This is a genomic window from Achromobacter sp. D7-1 (assembly GCF_059760445.1).
In genome coordinates, this window is sequence record NZ_JCBAMT010000066.1 from 24,901 (window position 1) to 40,825 (window position 15,925).

A 15,925-nucleotide genomic window follows, 5' to 3' on the forward strand; every position below is an offset into this window, starting at 1 on the left:
TGTTTGCGTCACCCGCCGGGCGAGCGTGCGCAAGGACCGCCATGAAACAATACCTGGACCTCGTTCAATCCATCCTGGACACCGGCGCGTGGCAGGAAAACCGCACGGGCATACGCACCCTGAGCATGCCGGGCGCATCGCTGCGCTTCGACCTGCAAAAGGGCTTTCCCGCGGTGACCACCAAGAAGCTGGCGTTCAAGTCCGCCATCGGCGAAATGGTCGGCTTCCTGCGCGCCTCGCGCAGCGCGGCGGAATTCCGCGAGCTCGGCTGCAAGGTCTGGGACCAGAACGCCAACGAAAACAGCCAGTGGCTGGCCAATCCGTACCGCGAAGGACCCGACGACCTGGGGCCGGTCTACGGGGTGCAATGGCGCCAGTGGCCGGCCTACAAGATGCTGGACGCCAGCCGCCCGGCGCAAATCGCCGACGCCCTGTCGCGCGGCTACGCCCAGGTGGCCGAGCTGGAGGAAGGCGGCGCGCCTAAGGTGCTGCTCTACAAGGCGGTGGACCAACTGCGCCAATGCCTGGACACCATCCATGAGCGCCCCGGCGACCGCCGCATCCTGTTCCATGGCTGGAACTGGGCGCAGATCGAGGAAATGGCGCTGCCGCCCTGCCACCTGCTCTACCAATTCCTGCCGAACGCGACGACCCGCGAAATATCGTTGTGCCTGTACATCCGCTCCAACGATGTCGGTCTGGGCACGCCGTTCAACCTCACCGAGGGCGCGGCCCTGCTGCATCTGGTCGGCCGGCTGACCGGCTACACGCCGCGCTGGTTCACCTACTTCATCGGCGACGCGCACATCTACGAGAACCATCTGCCGATGCTGCGCGAACAGCTCACGCGCGAGCCCTACGAAGCGCCCACCCTGGTCCTGTCGGACCGCATCCCCGATTTCGAGGTCACCGGGCGCTACGAACCCGAATGGCTCGAGAAGGTGGAACCGGGCGACTTCTCGCTGTCCGGCTATACCCATCACGCCCCCCTCACCGCCGCCATGGCCGTATAAAACGCCCCGCCTGCGCAACCCAGGGCGGCAGGTGAAGATTGGTGAGCTTCTAGAAGCGCGTTTTCGGTATAACCCATCCCTTAGCCATGGACGTGTGTCCAGAAATTCCCGCGCGCCATTGCTTCCGACCGGCACCAGCCAGGCCGTGCCGGTCGCTCGCCGCGAAACCGGGCAATCCGCCCGGCAGCGCCGTCCGCCGGCGTTGCTCAGCCGCCCCCTTCTCAAGAAAGAGAGCACGTGCATCACCAGCGTCGTCCGCCGGATTTTGTCTTGCGACCGACTTGCAACCATAGACTACCAATTGATTTGATATGAAGCCCGCGCGGCGGCAGTATGCGCCAAGGACAGGACCCCACAAATGCTCGTCGGAACGTATAACCCTTCGCTCGTCCTCGTATCTCTAGGAGTCGCCATCCTGGCGTCGTACACGGCGTTGGGCATGGCCAATCGCGTCAGGGCCTCGAACGGGTTGCCCAGCGCGCGCTACTGGCTGGCGGGCGGCGCTTTCGCGATGGGCGTGGGCATCTGGTCCATGCATTTCGTCGGCATGCTGGCCTTCAGCCTGCCCATTGCCATGGGCTATGACTTACCCCTGACTGTCCTGTCGCTGGTCATCGCCATCGGCTGCTCTGCCTTCGCCTTGTGGACCGTGAGCAAGGACGAGTTGCCGCGGCGGCGGCTGATGATCGGCGCCCTGCTCATGGGCGCCGGCATCGCAGCCATGCACTACCTGGGCATGGCCGCCATGCTCATGGAACCAGGCATCGTCTACGACGCCAAGTGGTTCGCGCTATCCATCGTGATTGCCGTTGCCGCCTCCGGCGCGGCGCTGTGGATCACCTACCGTCTGCGTCACGGCGGCCCGCGCGTGGCCTGGTCGCGGCCGCTGGCGGCGGTGATCATGGGCATCGCCATCGTCGGCATGCACTACACCGGCATGGCCGCCGCCGGGTTCCCCGCCGGCAGCATCTGCATGGCGGCCAACAGCGGCATCTCGGCCGGCTGGCTGGCCATCGCCGTCACGGCGGTGACCCTGAGCGTGCTGGCCATCGCCCTGCTGGTCGCGGTGCTGGACAACCGGCTGGAGGCGCGCACCTCGGCCCTGGCCTCTTCGCTGGCGGAAGCCAATGAAGAACTGGTGCAGCTGGCGCTGCACGACACGCTGACCAAATTGCCCAACCGCATCCTGCTGGAAGACCGGCTGGAGCAGGCGATCGAAAGCGCCACCCGGCGCAAGGGTTACTTCGCGGTGCTGTTCTTCGACCTGGACGGCTTCAAGGCGGTCAATGACGCCTACGGACACCACACCGGCGACGCATTGCTGATTGACCTGGCGCAGCGCATCCGCCTGACTCTGCGCACCCAGGACACGGTGGCGCGCCTGGGCGGGGACGAGTTCATTGTGCTGAGCGAAGTGGTCGAGCCCACGGACGCGGCCAACGTGGCCGACCGCCTGATCGAGGCCATCGCCCGGCCGGTCACGGTCTACGGGCATGAGGTCATGGTGACCTCCAGCGTGGGCATCGCCATCTATCCCAACAACGGCCAGGATACGCATGCCCTGCTGACCAACGCCGATGCGGCGATGTACCACGCCAAACGCCTGGGCGGCACCGGCTACAGCTTCTTCGAACCGTCCATGAACGCGGACGCGCATGAGCAGATCGAATTGCTGCACGACCTGCGCCTGGCGCAGGAACGCAACCAGCTCGTCCTGCATTACCAGCCCAAGTACGAAGCGCCCGCCGGCCCCATCATCGGCGCCGAGGCCCTGCTGCGCTGGAACCATCCGACGCGCGGCCTGGTGGGCCCGGACCAGTTCATCCCCACGGCGGAAAAGACCGGCCTGATCCTGTCCATCGGCGAATGGGTGATCAACGAGGCCTGCCGCCAGATGCGGGAATGGATCAACGCCGGCCAGGGCCACTGGACCGTCGCCGTCAATATTTCGGCTCTGCAGTTCGCCCACGCCAGTCTGGTGGAAACGGTGCGTTCGGCCCTGGAACGCCACGGCGTCCCGCCTGCCTGCCTGACCCTGGAAGTGACCGAATCCACCGCCATGCGCGACGCCGAGGCCAGCCTGGCGGTGCTCAAGCGCCTGTCGAACCTGGGCGTGACGATTTCCATCGACGACTTCGGCACCGGCTATTCCAGCCTGCTCTACCTGAAGCGCTTGCCGGCTACCGAACTGAAGATCGACCGCGGTTTCGTCAACCAACTGGAAAACGACAACGAGGACGCCGCCATCGTGTCGGCCATCGTCGCGCTGGCGCAGCAACTGAACCTGCGCATCGTGGCCGAAGGCGTGGAAACGCCGGCGCAGCAGAAATTCCTGACCGGCCTGGGCTGCGATTCACTGCAGGGCTTCCTGCTGGGCAAACCCATGCCCGCCACCGAATTCCTGGAACACGCGGTCGACTGAGGCAGCCAGCGCGGCGCAGGCCGCCGCGCAAATTTGCTACGCTTGCCGTAGCCAACCGGCCGAACCTCTACCGTCCCGACCCGCATGCCCGCCAGCCTTACCCTCATCGTCGCCTATTCCGCCAATCGCGTCATCGGACGCGACAACGCCCTGCCCTGGAAACTGCCGGGCGATCTGGCGCACTTCAAGCGCAGCACCCTCGGCCATCCCATCATCATGGGCCGCAAGACCTGGGACTCGCTGGGCCGGCCGCTGCCCGGCCGCAGCAATATCGTGATCAGCCGCAATCCGGATTTCAGCGCCGCGGGCGCCATCGTGGTCCCATCGCTGGAGGCTGCCATCCAGGCCTGCGGCGACATCGACGCGGCCTTTGTCATAGGCGGCGCGCAGATCTACGCGCAGGCCCTGCCCCTGGCCCGGCGCGTCCTGGCCACCGAAGTCCGCGCCGAGGTCGAAGGCGATGCCTTCTTCCCGCTGCTGCCCGCCTTCCAATGGCAGGAAACGGCGCGCGAAGCACAGCCGGCCGAAAACGGCTACGAATACGATTTCGTGACCTACGAGCGGCAGTGACTCAGGCCGCCGCCCCGGCATTGCGCATGAAGCGCCAGAGTGCCGGCGCCTCCGAATAGGCCACGTTGAAGCGCACCCAGGGGGTATCGGCCTCGTCGGCCTCGAAATAGGAGCCAGGCGCCAGCCAGATGCCATCCTTGAGCGCCAGTTCCGCCAAACCATTGGCGCCACGCTCGCGCCATGGTCCGCCCACCTTGGCCCACAGGAACAGGCCGCCTTGCGGCCTCCCGTAGATCTCGAAGCCGTGCTGCGCCATCAGTTCGGCCACGCCCGCATGCGCCTCTGCCAGGCGCTCGCGGGTGCGAGCGATGTGGGCGCGGTAACGGCCCTCGCGGATGACCTGGTGCACGATGCGCTCCATGATCTCTGGCGAGGTCAGGCCCACCGCCATCTTGGTGCGCGCGATATCGCGCGCCAGATCGCGGTGCGCCACCACATAGCCCACCCGCACCGACGGACTGATGACCTTGGAGTAACCGCCCAGGTAGACCACGCGCCGCGCCCCGTCCAGGGCGGCCAGCATGGGCGTCACGCCGGGCGCGAGTTCGCGCGAGATATCGTCTTCCACCACCCACAGGCCGTGCCGCTCGGCCGCCTGCAGGATGCGGAAGGCATTGGCCATGCTGATGCTGGCGCCCGACGGATTCTGCAAGGCGGTATTGACGACCAGGGCCCGCGGCCGGTGGCGCGCCACCACCGCTTCCAGCGCCTCGCAGTCCAGCCCATCCAAGGTGCGAGGCACGGGCACCGCGCGCAAACCGGCCAGGCGCAACATCTGCAGCAGGTTGGCATAGGCGGGCTGCTCCACCACCACCGTGTCGCCCGGCCGCAGCAAGGTGCGTATCACCATGTCCAGCCCGTGCGTCACGCCCTGGGTCAGCACGACCTGCGAGGCCTCGACCTCCATGCCCTGCGCGCTCAGGCTGGCCGCGATGGTCTCGCGCAGCGGCGCATAGCCGTAGGGATGGCCGTAATTCGCAATGCGCATGGCCGGCACTCGCCCCATGTGGCGCAAGGCCATGTGCAGCCCTTCTTCGTTCAGCCATTCGCCCGGCAGCCAGCCGCAGCCCGATTTAATGGGGATGGAATGGTCCGCGAAGATATCCGACAGCAGCCAGCCGGCGTTCAGGCGCGGCGGCTCCCAGGACGGCGGCTGGCTCGGGCGTGCCGGCGCGTCCGGCGTCGCGACCCGATAGCCCGCACCCGGCCGCGCCACCAGCCAGCCCAGCGATACCAGGCGGCTATAGGCGCTGGCCACCGTGAAGGTGCTGACCTCGTACAGGCGCGCGAACTCGCGCACCGAAGGTAGGGACATACCCGGACGCAGGGTCTGTTCTTCGATGGCGCACAGGATGGCTGCAACCAGCTGCTCGACCAGGGTCGGCGCCTGTCCGCGGCCACGGGCGCGGTTTGGCTGAAAATCGATCACGGCATTAACTGTACAGTTGTGTCGCTGATAACTATACAGTTAGCCGCATTTGCGCGGATCGTATATTTTCATTCCCCTGCGGACGCACCAGAATCATTTCAATCCCGCTGGCTGCACACCCGTCGCCCAAGTCCAGCGCTTGTCCGTCCCCTGGAGCCGCCATGAACGCCCCCGACAAACTGCCCGACCTGTCCCACCTCTGGATGCCCTTCACGGCCAACAAGCAGTTCAAGGCCCATCCGCGCATGCTGGCGACCGCCAAGGGCATGTACTACACCTCGACCGACGGCCGCCAGATCCTGGACGGCACCGCCGGCCTGTGGTGCGTCAACGCCGGCCACGGCCGCGAGGAAATCGTCGCCGCGATCTCCCGCCAGGCGGGCGTGATGGACTACGCGCCAGGCTTCCAGCTGGGACACCCGCTGGCCTTCGAAGCCGCCACCGCCGTCGCCGGCATGATGCCCCAGGGCCTGGACCGGGTCTTCTTCACGAACTCGGGTTCCGAATCCGTCGACACCTGCCTGAAGATCGCCCTGGCCTATCACCGCGCCCGCGGCGAAGGCCAGCGCACCCGCCTGATCGGCCGCGAACGCGGCTACCACGGGGTGGGCTTCGGCGGCATTTCGGTCGGCGGCATCTCGACCAACCGCAAGACCTTCTCCGGCGCGCTGCTGCCCGCCGTGGATCATTTGCCGCACACCCACAACATCGAGCAGAACGCCTACTCCAAGGGCCAGCCGGCCTGGGGCGCGCACCTGGCCGATGAACTCGAGCGCATCGTCGCCCTGCACGACCCCTCCACCATCGCCGCGGTCATCGTCGAACCCATGGCAGGCTCGACCGGCGTGCTGATTCCGCCCAAGGGCTATCTGGAAAAGCTGCGCGAGATCACCTCCAAGCACGGCATCCTGCTGATCTTCGACGAAGTCATCACCGCCTACGGCCGCCTGGGCGCCGCCACGGCATCCGAATTCTTCGGCGTCACGCCGGACATCATCGCCATGGCCAAGGGCGTGAGCAACGCCGCGGTGCCGGCCGGCGCCGTCGCGGTCAAGCGCGAAGTGCATGACGCCATCGTCAACGGCCCCGCCGGCGGCATCGAGTTCTTCCACGGCTACACCTATTCGGCGCACCCGCTCGCGGCCGCGGCCATCCTGGCCACGCTGGACATCTACCGCCGCGAAGACCTGTTCGGCCGCGCCCGCAAGCTGTCCGGCGCCTTCCAGGAAGCCGCCCACGGCCTGAAGGGCGCGCCGCACGTCATCGACGTGCGCAACCTGGGCCTGGTTTGCGGCATCGAGCTGGCGCCGCGCGCGGGCGCTCCCGGCGCACGTGCCGCCGAAGTGTTCCAGAAGTGCTTCGACAGCGGCTTGATGGTGCGCTACACCGGTGACATCATCGCGATCTCGCCCCCGCTGATCATCGAAGAAGCCCAGATCGGCCAGATCTTCGAACAGATCGGCAAGGTACTGAAAGAACTCGCCTGATTATGCGCCGCCCTGCGAGGGGCGGCTTTTCGCCAGGGCGGCCCCAGGCCGCCCTCCGGCATTTTTCCAAGCCCCGGATTCGAGCGTTCGACCCATGAAGAAGATCCCCCATTTCATCAACGGCCAGCACTACGACGGCCGCAGCAACCGCTACGCCGACGGCTTCAACCCCGCCACCGGCGAAATCACCTCCTCCATTCCGCTGGCGTCCAACGACGAAGTGGCGCTGGCCGTGGCCGCCGCCCGCGCCGCCTTTCCGGCTTGGTCCGAAACGCCCGCGCTCAAGCGCGCGCGCATCCTGTTCAATTTCAAGGCGCTGCTGGACAAGCACCAGGACGAACTGGCCGAGCTGATCACGCGCGAGCACGGCAAGGTCTTCTCCGATGCCAAGGGCGAGGTCACGCGCGGCATCGAAATCGTCGAGTTCGCCTGCGGCATTCCGCAGCTGATGAAGGGCCAGTACTCCGACCAGATCGGCGGCGGCATCGACAACTGGAGCATGCGCCAGGCCCTGGGCGTGGTGGCCGGCATCACGCCGTTCAACTTCCCCATGATGGTGCCGTGCTGGATGTTCCCGGTCGCCATCGCCTGCGGCAACACCTTCGTGCTCAAGCCTTCCGAGCGCGATCCCTCGGCCTCGCTGCGCCTGGCTGAACTGCTGGCAGAGGCCGGCCTGCCCGCAGGCGTGTTCAACGTCGTGCATGGCGACAAGCAGGCCGTGGACGCGCTGATCGCGCACCCGGACGTGGAAGCCCTGTCCTTTGTCGGTTCGACCCCCATCGCCGAATACATCTACGCCGAAGGCACCCGCCGCGGCAAGCGCGTGCAGGCGCTGGGCGGCGCCAAGAACCACATGGTGATCATGCCCGACGCCGACCTCGACCAGGTCACCGACGCCCTGATGGGCGCGGCCTACGGCTCGGCCGGCGAGCGCTGCATGGCCATCTCGGTGGCGGTGGCAGTGGGCGACGTGGCCGACAAGGTGGTCGAGCGCCTGACTCCGCGCGTCAAGGCGCTGGTGGTCAAGGACGGCATGCAGGGCGACGCCGAAATGGGTCCGCTTGTCACCTCGCAGCATCGCAACAAGGTCCTGGGCTACATCGAGGACGGCATCGCCGCGGGCGCCACGCTGGTGGCCGACGGCCGCGGCCTGCAAGTGCCGGGCAACGAAAAGGGCTTCTTCCTCGGCGGCACGCTGTTCGACAACGTCAAGCCCGCCATGAACATCTACCGCGAAGAAATCTTCGGACCGGTGCTGTGCGTGGTGCGCGTGCCGGACTTCGCCTCGGCAGTGGCACTGATCAACGCCCATGAGTTCGGCAACGGCGTGGCCTGCTTCACGTCCGACGGCGGCGTGGCGCGCGCCTTCGCCCGCCAGATCAAGGTCGGCATGGTCGGTATCAACGTGCCCATTCCCGTGCCGATGGCCTGGCATTCCTTCGGCGGCTGGAAGCGTTCGCTGTTCGGCGACCATCACGCCTACGGCGAAGAAGGCATCCGCTTCTATTCGCGCTACAAGAGCGTGATGCAGCGCTGGCCGGACAGCATCGCCAAGGGCGCGGAATTCACGATGCCAGTCGCTGAGTGAGGGTCCCCCCCCGAAGCGCTGCGCGCTTCCCCCCCAGGGGGGCGTCGCTGCGGACCGGCGGAGCCGGATCCGCGCGACCCCGCTTAGGGAACGTCTTGCCTGATTGCGGCGTTGTGCCTGTTTTCGTTGTTCCTGTTTTCGTCGTACCTATTTTCGTCGTACCTGTTTTGTGCGTGGCTGGTGGTGCGGTGGCGCCACTTTAGAACTGACTTGGGCGCGGCTTGGCCCGCGCCTTTCCTGACATCAAAACAACAAGGGGATCCTGATGCGCATCGGGATAGGCGGCTTTCAGCATGAAACCAATACGTTCGCGCCTTCGCGCGCGGCGTGGGAGGACTTTGCCGAGAAGGGCGGCGGCTGGCCCAAGCTGGTCAGCGGGCCCGCGATGTTCGCGGCGGTGGCGGGCGCCAACATTCCGGTGGCGGGCTTTATCGAAGCCATGGGACGGCACACGCTGCTGCCCACAACCTGGGCGGCGGCCAGCCCCTCGGGGCCGGTCACCAAGGATGCATTCGAACGCATCAGCGCGATGATCCTGCAAGGTCTGTCGCTGGCGTTGCCGCTGGATGGCGTCTATCTCGACCTGCACGGCGCCATGGTCACCGAGCATCTGGACGATGGCGAAGGCGAGTTGCTCAGGCGCGTGCGCGAGCTGGTAGGCCCGGACGTACCGGTCGTCGCCAGCCTGGACCTGCACGCCAACGTGACCCGTGCCATGGTGCGCCACGCGGATGCGCTGGTCTGCTACCGCACCTATCCGCATATCGACATGGCCGAAACCGGACAACGCGCCGCCGAGCTGCTGGCCGCGCGGCTGGCCGGCGCGCCGCGGCCCTGTGTGTCCCTGCGCGCGCTGCCCTACCTGATATCCCTATGCTGGCAGTCCACCGATATCGAACCGTCGCGCAGCCTGTACCAGCTGGTGGGCGACATCGAGGCGCGCGGCGCTCTCAGCCTGTCGTTCGCCACGGGTTTTCCCGCAGCCGACTTCCCCGAATGCGCGCCCACGGTATGGGCCTACGGCGCCACGCAAGCCGAAGCCGATGCCGCGGCCGACGAGATGACGCGTGCCGTGTTGAACGCGGAGCGCGACTTCGGCGGCAAGCTCTACACGCCCGACGAAGCCGTGCAGGAAGCCATGCGCCTGGCGCGCGACGCGCATAAACCCGTGGTTATCGCCGACGCGCAGGACAATCCGGGCGCCGGCGGCAGTTCGGACACCACTGGCGTGCTGCGCGCGCTGATCCGGCACGATGCACGCGACACCGCCATTGGCCTAATCGTGGACCCCGCGGCGGCGCTGGCGGCCCATCGCGCGGGGGCCGGAAACAAGGTACGCATTGCATTGGGTGGACACTCGGGTATTCCCGACGATGAGCCGCTGGACAGCGAATTCATCGTCGAGAAAACGTCGGATGGACGCTTCGATACGCATGGCGCTTTCTATCGCGGCTTCCATATGGACCTGGGTCCCAGCGCCTGCCTGCGCGTAGGCGGCGTGCGCATCATCGTCGCGTCGAACAAGGTGCAGATGGCGGACCAGGAAATGTTCCGTTTCGCCGGCGTGGAGCCGCAACGCGCCGCGATCCTGGTGGTCAAGAGTTCCGCGCACTTCCGCGCCGATTTCACTGGCATCGCCCAAACGATCCTGGTGTGCGCGGCCCCCGGTTCCATGCTGATGGATGCGGCAAAACAACCATGGACACGGTTGCGTCCCGGCATCAGAATGGCGCCTTGCGGACCTGTCTTTTCGGTCAGGTCCGCTACCGCCTGAAGCTCGCACGCCGCCCCAGCGCGGCGGACCAACGACGCAGCGGCGCGATGGCGCCGCTCACTACGCATCAAGGGGAACATTCATGCTGAAGTACGTCCGAGCGGCCGCGCTGGCCGGCGCCACCCTGATGATGGCTCACGGCGCCTACGCCGAGACCGTCATCAAGTCGGTCATGCATTCGCCTCTGCGACTGACCGATCCGCATGCCACCACCGCGTACATCACGACGTGGCACGGCTACATGATTTACGACACCCTGCTGGCCACCGACGCCGACAACAAGATCCAGCCGCAAATGCTGGAAAAGTGGGAAGTCTCGCCCGACGGCAAGACCTACACCATGACCTTGCGCGACGGCCAGAAGTGGCATGACGGCAAGCCGGTGACCTCCGAGGACTGCGTCGCTTCGATCAAGCGCTGGGCCGCCGGCGACGGCATGGGCCGCACGCTGCTGAAGTTCACCGACAAGATCGAAGTCATCGACGACAAGAACTTCCGCATCGTCATGAAGGAACCCACGGACCTGGCGCTGCGCGCCCTGTCCAAGCCCACCGGCACCGCGCCGTTCATGATGCCCAAGCGCATCGCCGAACAGGCCATCGGCCAGCCCATCACCGACATGACCGGTTCGGGTCCGTTCAAGGTCATCGAATTCAAGCCCGGCGTGAAGACGGTCTACGCCAAGAACGCCGACTACGTGCCGCGCAAGGAACCCGCCAGCGGTCTGGCCGGCGGCAAGGTCGTCAACGTCGACAAGGTCGAGTGGGACGTCATGCCCGACGCGCTGACCACCGCCAACGCATTGTTGGGCGGCGAGATCGACTTCGTCGAACAGTTCCCCTACGATCTGCTGCCGATGATCGAAGGCAACAAGGATCTGAAGGAAGAGTCGCTCAGCCCGGTCGGCTACTTCACGATGTACCGCTTCAACTTCAAGTACCCGCCCTTCAACAACAAGAAGGTGCGCCAGGCCGCGATGTACGCCATCGGCCAGGAAGACGTGATGAAGGCGCTGGTCGGCAATCCCAAGTACTGGAAGACCTGCGCCTCGCTGTGGGGCTGCGGCACGCCGCTGGAAAGCGACATCGGCAAGGACATGGTGGTGCCGTCCAACATCGAAAAGGCCAAGGCGCTGCTGAAGGAAGCCGGCTACGACAACACGCCCATCCTGGTCATGCACGCGACCGACGTCGGCACCCTGTCGGCCCAACCGGTGGTGATGGCCCAGGCGCTGCGCAAGGCCGGCTTCAACGTCAACCTCGCCGCGATGGATTGGCAGAGCGTGGCCACCCGCCGCGCCTCGAAGGCCGCGCCCGCCGAAGGCGGCTGGAACATCCACAACACCAACTGGTACGCCACCGACGTGATGGACCCGGTCCGTTCCGCTCCGGCCGCGGCCAACGGCGACAACGCCTGGTTCGGCTGGCCCGACTTCCCGCAGATCGAGGAACTGCGCACCAAGATGGCGCTGACCTCCGACCCCGCGGAACAGAAGAAGATCGCCGAGGAAGTGCAGCGCATCGGCATCGATGAAGGCCTGTACGTGCCGCTGGGCCAGATGTCCGTGCCCACCGTCTACTCGACCAAGCTGTCGGGCCTGGTGCACGCGCCGGTGTTCGCGTTCTGGAACGTCAAGAAAGCCCCTTGACGGGCAAGTAGTTCAGGGGGAAATACATGCTGGCATTTGTCTCACGCCGGCTCCTCGCGACCATCCCCGTTCTGGTGATGGTCGCGGTGGTGGTCTTCGCGATATTGCGTTTCAGCCCGGGAGATCCGGCCATCATCATGGCGGGCGATGGCGCCACGCCCGAGCGTATCGTGCAGATACGCCAGACGATGGGCCTGGACCAGCCGGTCATCAAGCAATTCTTCATTTGGGGCGGCAAGCTCCTGCAAGGCGACCTGGGCACTTCGCTCATGTCGGGCGTGCCGGTCACCAAGCTGATCGGCCAACGCCTTGAACCCTCGCTCAGCCTGGCGGTGCTGACCCTGGTGTTCACGCTGATCGTCGCCATCCCGCTGGGCGTGCTGGCCGCGTGGCGGCAAGGCAAGCTGCTGGACCGCGCCGTCATGGGCTTCTCGGTGCTGGGCTTCTCGGTGCCGGTGTTCGTCACGGGCTATGTGCTGATCTGGCTCTTCGCCATCAAGCTGGGCTGGTTCAACGTGCAAGGCTACACGCCGCTGGAAAAAGGCTTCTGGCCCTACCTGCACCGCCTCATCCTGCCGTCGCTGGCCCTGTCCACGGTCTACGTGGCGCTGATCGCGCGCATCACGCGCACCAGCGTCATCGAGGTCATGGGCGAGGACTTCATCCGCACGGCGCGCTCCAAAGGCCTGGGCGAAACCGGCGTGCTGCTGGGCCATGCCCTGCGCAACGCCGCGGTGCCCATCGCCACGGTGGTGGGCCTGGGCATCGCGCTGCTGATCAGCGGCGTGGTCGTGACCGAATCGGTGTTCAACATCCCCGGCCTGGGCCGGCTGGTGGTGGAAGCCGTGCTGGCGCGCGACTACCCGGTCATCCAGGGCCTGACGCTCTTCTTCGCGTTCGTCTACGTGTTCATCAATCTGGTTGTCGATTGCGCCTACACGGTGTTCGACCCGCGGATCAGGTACTAACGATGCAAACGCCAACCGATGCCGCCGCGCAAGCGGCCGCCGATCTCCCCGGAGGCGGCACGCCCCAGGCCACCGCCTGGCGCCAGATCCGGCAGGGGCTCAAAAGCTGGCCCGTGATGCTGGCGCTGATCGTGCTGGTGGCCGTCGTCGCCATCGCGCTGTTCGCGCCGCTGCTGGGCACCGTCGACCCCACTTTCATCAACCCCGGCGCGCGCCTCAAGCCGCCCTTCTCCGATTACCTGCTGGGCACTGACGCGTTCGGCCGCGACGTCTGGTCGCGCGTGGCCTACGGCGCCCGCATCTCGCTGATTGCAGGCCTGGGCGCGGCGCTGGTCAGCGTCGCCCTCGGCCTGGTCATCGGCGTGATCGCGGGCTGGTTCCGCTCGCTGGACGGGCTGATCATGCGCACCATGGACGCCATCATGGCCATCCCCGGCATCCTGCTGGCGATCGCCCTGGTGTCGGTCACGGGCGCCAGCATCACCACGGTGCTGGTGGCCATCACCATCCCGGAAATTCCGCGGGTGGTGCGGCTGGTGCGCGGCCAGATCCTGACCGTGCGCGGCGAACCCTACGTCGAGGCGGCGCTGGCCCTGGGCACGCCGCTGCCGCTGCTGCTGTGGCGCCACATGGTGCCCAGCACCATCGCGCCGCTGACGGTGCAGGGCACGTACGTCTTCGCCTCCGCCATGCTCACCGAAGCCATCCTGAGCTTCCTGGGCGCGGGCATCCCGCCCGAGATCGCCTCCTGGGGCAACATCATGTCCGAAGGGCGCATGTATTTCCGCATGCTGCCTGGCCTGATCCTCTTCCCCGGCCTGTTCCTGTCGCTGACCGTGCTCAGCGTGAACATCCTGGGCGACGCCTTGCGCGACGCGCTGGACCCAAAAATGGTGCGCAGGATCTGATGCCGATGACCTACTCTCCCATTCCTCCCGCGGGCGACACCTCGTCCGCCATCCTGGCCATCCGCAACCTCTCGGTCGAAGTCGCCGGCGCCGGCAACCGCGTCGTGCGCAACCTGAGCCTGGACGTGCACGCCGGCGAAACCGTGTGCGTGGTCGGCGAGTCCGGCTCGGGCAAGTCCGTCACTTCGCTGGCCGTGATGGGCCTGCTGCCGCCCGGCGTGCTGGGCGTCAGCGCGGGTTCCATCCGCGTCGAAGGCGAAGACGTGGTCAGCGCCACGCAGCGCCGCCTGCGCGAAATGCGCGCCACGCGCATGGCCATGGTGTTCCAGGAACCCATGACCGCGCTGAACCCCGTGCACACCGTGGGCAAGCAGGTCGACGAAGTGCTGCGCCTGCACCGCAAGCAGATGTCGGCCGCGGAACGCCGCGCCAAGGTGCTGGACATGTTCCGCTCCGTGCACCTGCCCGACGTCGAACGCATCTTCGAGGCCTATCCGCATCAGCTGTCGGGCGGCCAGCGCCAGCGCATCGTCATCGCCATGGCGCTGATCCTGGAACCCAAGCTGCTGATCGCCGACGAGCCGACCACGGCGCTGGACGTCACCACGCAGAAGCAGATCCTGGCGCTCATCAAGGAACTGCAGGTCAAGCACCAGACCGCCGTGCTGTTCATCACGCACGACTTCGGCGTGGTGGCCGAGATCTCCGACCGCATCGTGGTGATGAACCGCGGCGACCTGATAGAAAGCGGCACGCGCAACGAGATCCTGGCCGAACCCAAGCAGTCCTACACCCGCCGCCTGGTGTCCTCCGTGCCCAGCCTGGTGCCCTCGCGCCGCGAGGCGCCGGCCGGCATGCCGGTGCTGCACGTCAAGGGGCTGGGCCGCACCTACGGCACCAAGAGTTCGCTGTTCTCGCGCCAGACCGCGCGCAGCGTGATCGCGGCCACCGACGTCAACCTGACGCTGCGCAAGGGCGAGATCCTGGGCATCGTGGGCGAATCCGGCTCGGGCAAGTCCACCGTGGCGCGCTGCATCGTGCGCCTGATCGAACCCACCGCCGGCCACATGATGATGGGCGGCGAAGACCTCAGCACCCTGTCCGGCGCGGCGCTGCGCCCCGTGCGCCGCCGCATCCAGATCGTGTTCCAGGATCCGTACCGCTCGCTGAATCCGCGCCGCACCGTCGGCGAATCCATCATCGAGGGCCTGCTGAACTTCGGCGTGGCCCGCGAGCAGGCCTTGAAGCGCGCCGGCGAAACGCTGAGCGTCGTGGGCCTGAGCCCGGACGCGATGAACCGCTATCCGCACCAGTTCTCCGGCGGCCAGCGCCAGCGCATCTGCATCGCGCGCGCGCTGGTCATGGACCCCGAGGTCCTGGTGGCCGACGAGGCGGTGTCCGCCCTGGACGTGTCGGTACAGGCGCAGGTACTGGAGCTGCTGGAGCAGGTGCGCCAGCGCACCGGCGTGGGCGTGCTGTTCATCACCCACGACCTGCGCGTGGCCGCGCAGATCTGCGACACCATCATGGTGATGCAGCGCGGCAAGGTCGTCGAGACTGGCTCCGCCGAAACCGTGCTGACCGAACCGCGCCACGAATATACGCGAGCCCTGATCGACGCCGCCCCCGGACGCGACTGGGATTTCCGCAACTTCCGGCCGGTCGCCGCCGGCCTGGGCCACGCCGCCGCGCCCTGAGACGCGCGCAGCCTGTACACACACTGGAACCGAAATGCCGCAACCGCATGAACTGTCCGCCGTGGAACTGCTCCAGGCCTACCGCAACAAGACGCTCTCGCCCGTCGAGGTCACCCGCTCGGTGCTGGACCATATTGCGCGCTGGGAGCCGCAGCTCAAGGCCACCTACGCCCTGGACGCGGATGGCGCGCTGGCCCAGGCCCGCGCCTCTGAAGCCCGCTGGATGAAGGGCGAACCGCTGGCTACCGGAGGGCACACGCTGGATGGCGTGCCGGCCACCATCAAGGAAAACATTGCCACGCGCGGCGTGCCGGTGCCCCTGGGCACGGCCGCCACGGAACTGAAGCCCGCCGCCGCCGATGCGCCGCCGGCCGCGCGCATGCGCGAGGCCGGCGCGGTACTGCTGGGCAAGACCACCATG

At 66.8% G+C, this 15,925-nt stretch carries 12 protein-coding genes; 11 read left to right on the top strand and 1 reads right to left on the bottom strand.

Annotation, left to right across the window (positions count from 1 at the left end; translation table 11 throughout):
* Positions 1-41: 41 nt before the first annotated feature.
* From AC6LKD_RS23830 to AC6LKD_RS23840, 3 genes are all read left to right on the top strand, one after another.
* Entirely contained in the window at positions 42-1,013 is a 972-nt protein-coding gene (locus tag AC6LKD_RS23830; protein ID WP_498117666.1) for a thymidylate synthase, read from the top strand.
* A 358-nt stretch (positions 1,014-1,371) separates the two neighbouring features.
* Positions 1,372-3,435 carry a putative bifunctional diguanylate cyclase/phosphodiesterase gene (locus AC6LKD_RS23835; protein ID WP_492274281.1) on the top strand — a complete coding sequence of 688 codons (2,064 nt, stop codon included), beginning with the start codon at positions 1,372-1,374 and terminating at the stop codon, positions 3,433-3,435.
* An 84-nt stretch (positions 3,436-3,519) separates the two neighbouring features.
* Entirely contained in the window at positions 3,520-4,005 is a 486-nt protein-coding gene (locus tag AC6LKD_RS23840) for a dihydrofolate reductase (RefSeq protein ID WP_013396220.1), read from the top strand.
* A gap of 1 nt (position 4,006) precedes the next feature.
* Here the strand turns inward: AC6LKD_RS23840 and AC6LKD_RS23845 are convergent, their stop codons facing one another.
* On the bottom strand, positions 4,007-5,434 hold the full coding sequence (locus AC6LKD_RS23845) for an aminotransferase-like domain-containing protein (protein WP_498117667.1): 1,428 nt from the start codon (positions 5,432-5,434) through the stop codon (positions 4,007-4,009).
* Between the two features lie 161 nt (positions 5,435-5,595).
* On the opposite strand from AC6LKD_RS23845, the gene aptA reads away from it, so the two are divergent.
* The 8 genes from aptA to AC6LKD_RS23885 form a co-directional block, all read left to right on the top strand.
* Complete coding sequence (gene aptA / locus AC6LKD_RS23850) at positions 5,596-6,921, top strand: omega-aminotransferase AptA (protein ID WP_498117668.1); 1,326 nt, start codon at positions 5,596-5,598, stop codon at positions 6,919-6,921.
* Positions 6,922-7,015: 94 nt separating this feature from the next.
* The gene (locus tag AC6LKD_RS23855; protein ID WP_498117669.1) at positions 7,016-8,509 is read left to right on the top strand and encodes a CoA-acylating methylmalonate-semialdehyde dehydrogenase; all 1,494 of its coding nucleotides are present in this window, start codon (positions 7,016-7,018) and stop codon (positions 8,507-8,509) included.
* A 265-nt stretch (positions 8,510-8,774) separates the two neighbouring features.
* A complete protein-coding gene (locus AC6LKD_RS23860) occupies positions 8,775-10,283 on the top strand; it encodes a M81 family metallopeptidase (RefSeq protein ID WP_498117670.1) in 1,509 nt (502 codons plus the stop codon).
* A gap of 82 nt (positions 10,284-10,365) precedes the next feature.
* Positions 10,366-11,931 (top strand): ABC transporter substrate-binding protein, encoded by a 1,566-nt coding sequence (locus AC6LKD_RS23865; RefSeq protein WP_042795171.1) that lies wholly within the window; start codon positions 10,366-10,368, stop codon positions 11,929-11,931.
* A 26-nt stretch (positions 11,932-11,957) separates the two neighbouring features.
* Positions 11,958-12,899, top strand: a complete 942-nt coding sequence (locus AC6LKD_RS23870; RefSeq protein ID WP_013396226.1) for an ABC transporter permease — start codon at positions 11,958-11,960, stop codon at positions 12,897-12,899.
* A 2-nt stretch (positions 12,900-12,901) separates the two neighbouring features.
* Positions 12,902-13,807: an ABC transporter permease gene (locus AC6LKD_RS23875; protein WP_013396227.1), complete on the top strand. Its 906-nt coding sequence runs from the start codon at positions 12,902-12,904 to the stop codon at positions 13,805-13,807.
* Between the two features lie 5 nt (positions 13,808-13,812).
* Entirely contained in the window at positions 13,813-15,504 is a 1,692-nt protein-coding gene (locus AC6LKD_RS23880; protein WP_207472469.1) for an ABC transporter ATP-binding protein, read from the top strand.
* A 34-nt stretch (positions 15,505-15,538) separates the two neighbouring features.
* The coding region (locus AC6LKD_RS23885; protein WP_498117671.1) for an amidase family protein at positions 15,539-15,925 on the top strand (387 nt) is incomplete at its 3' end.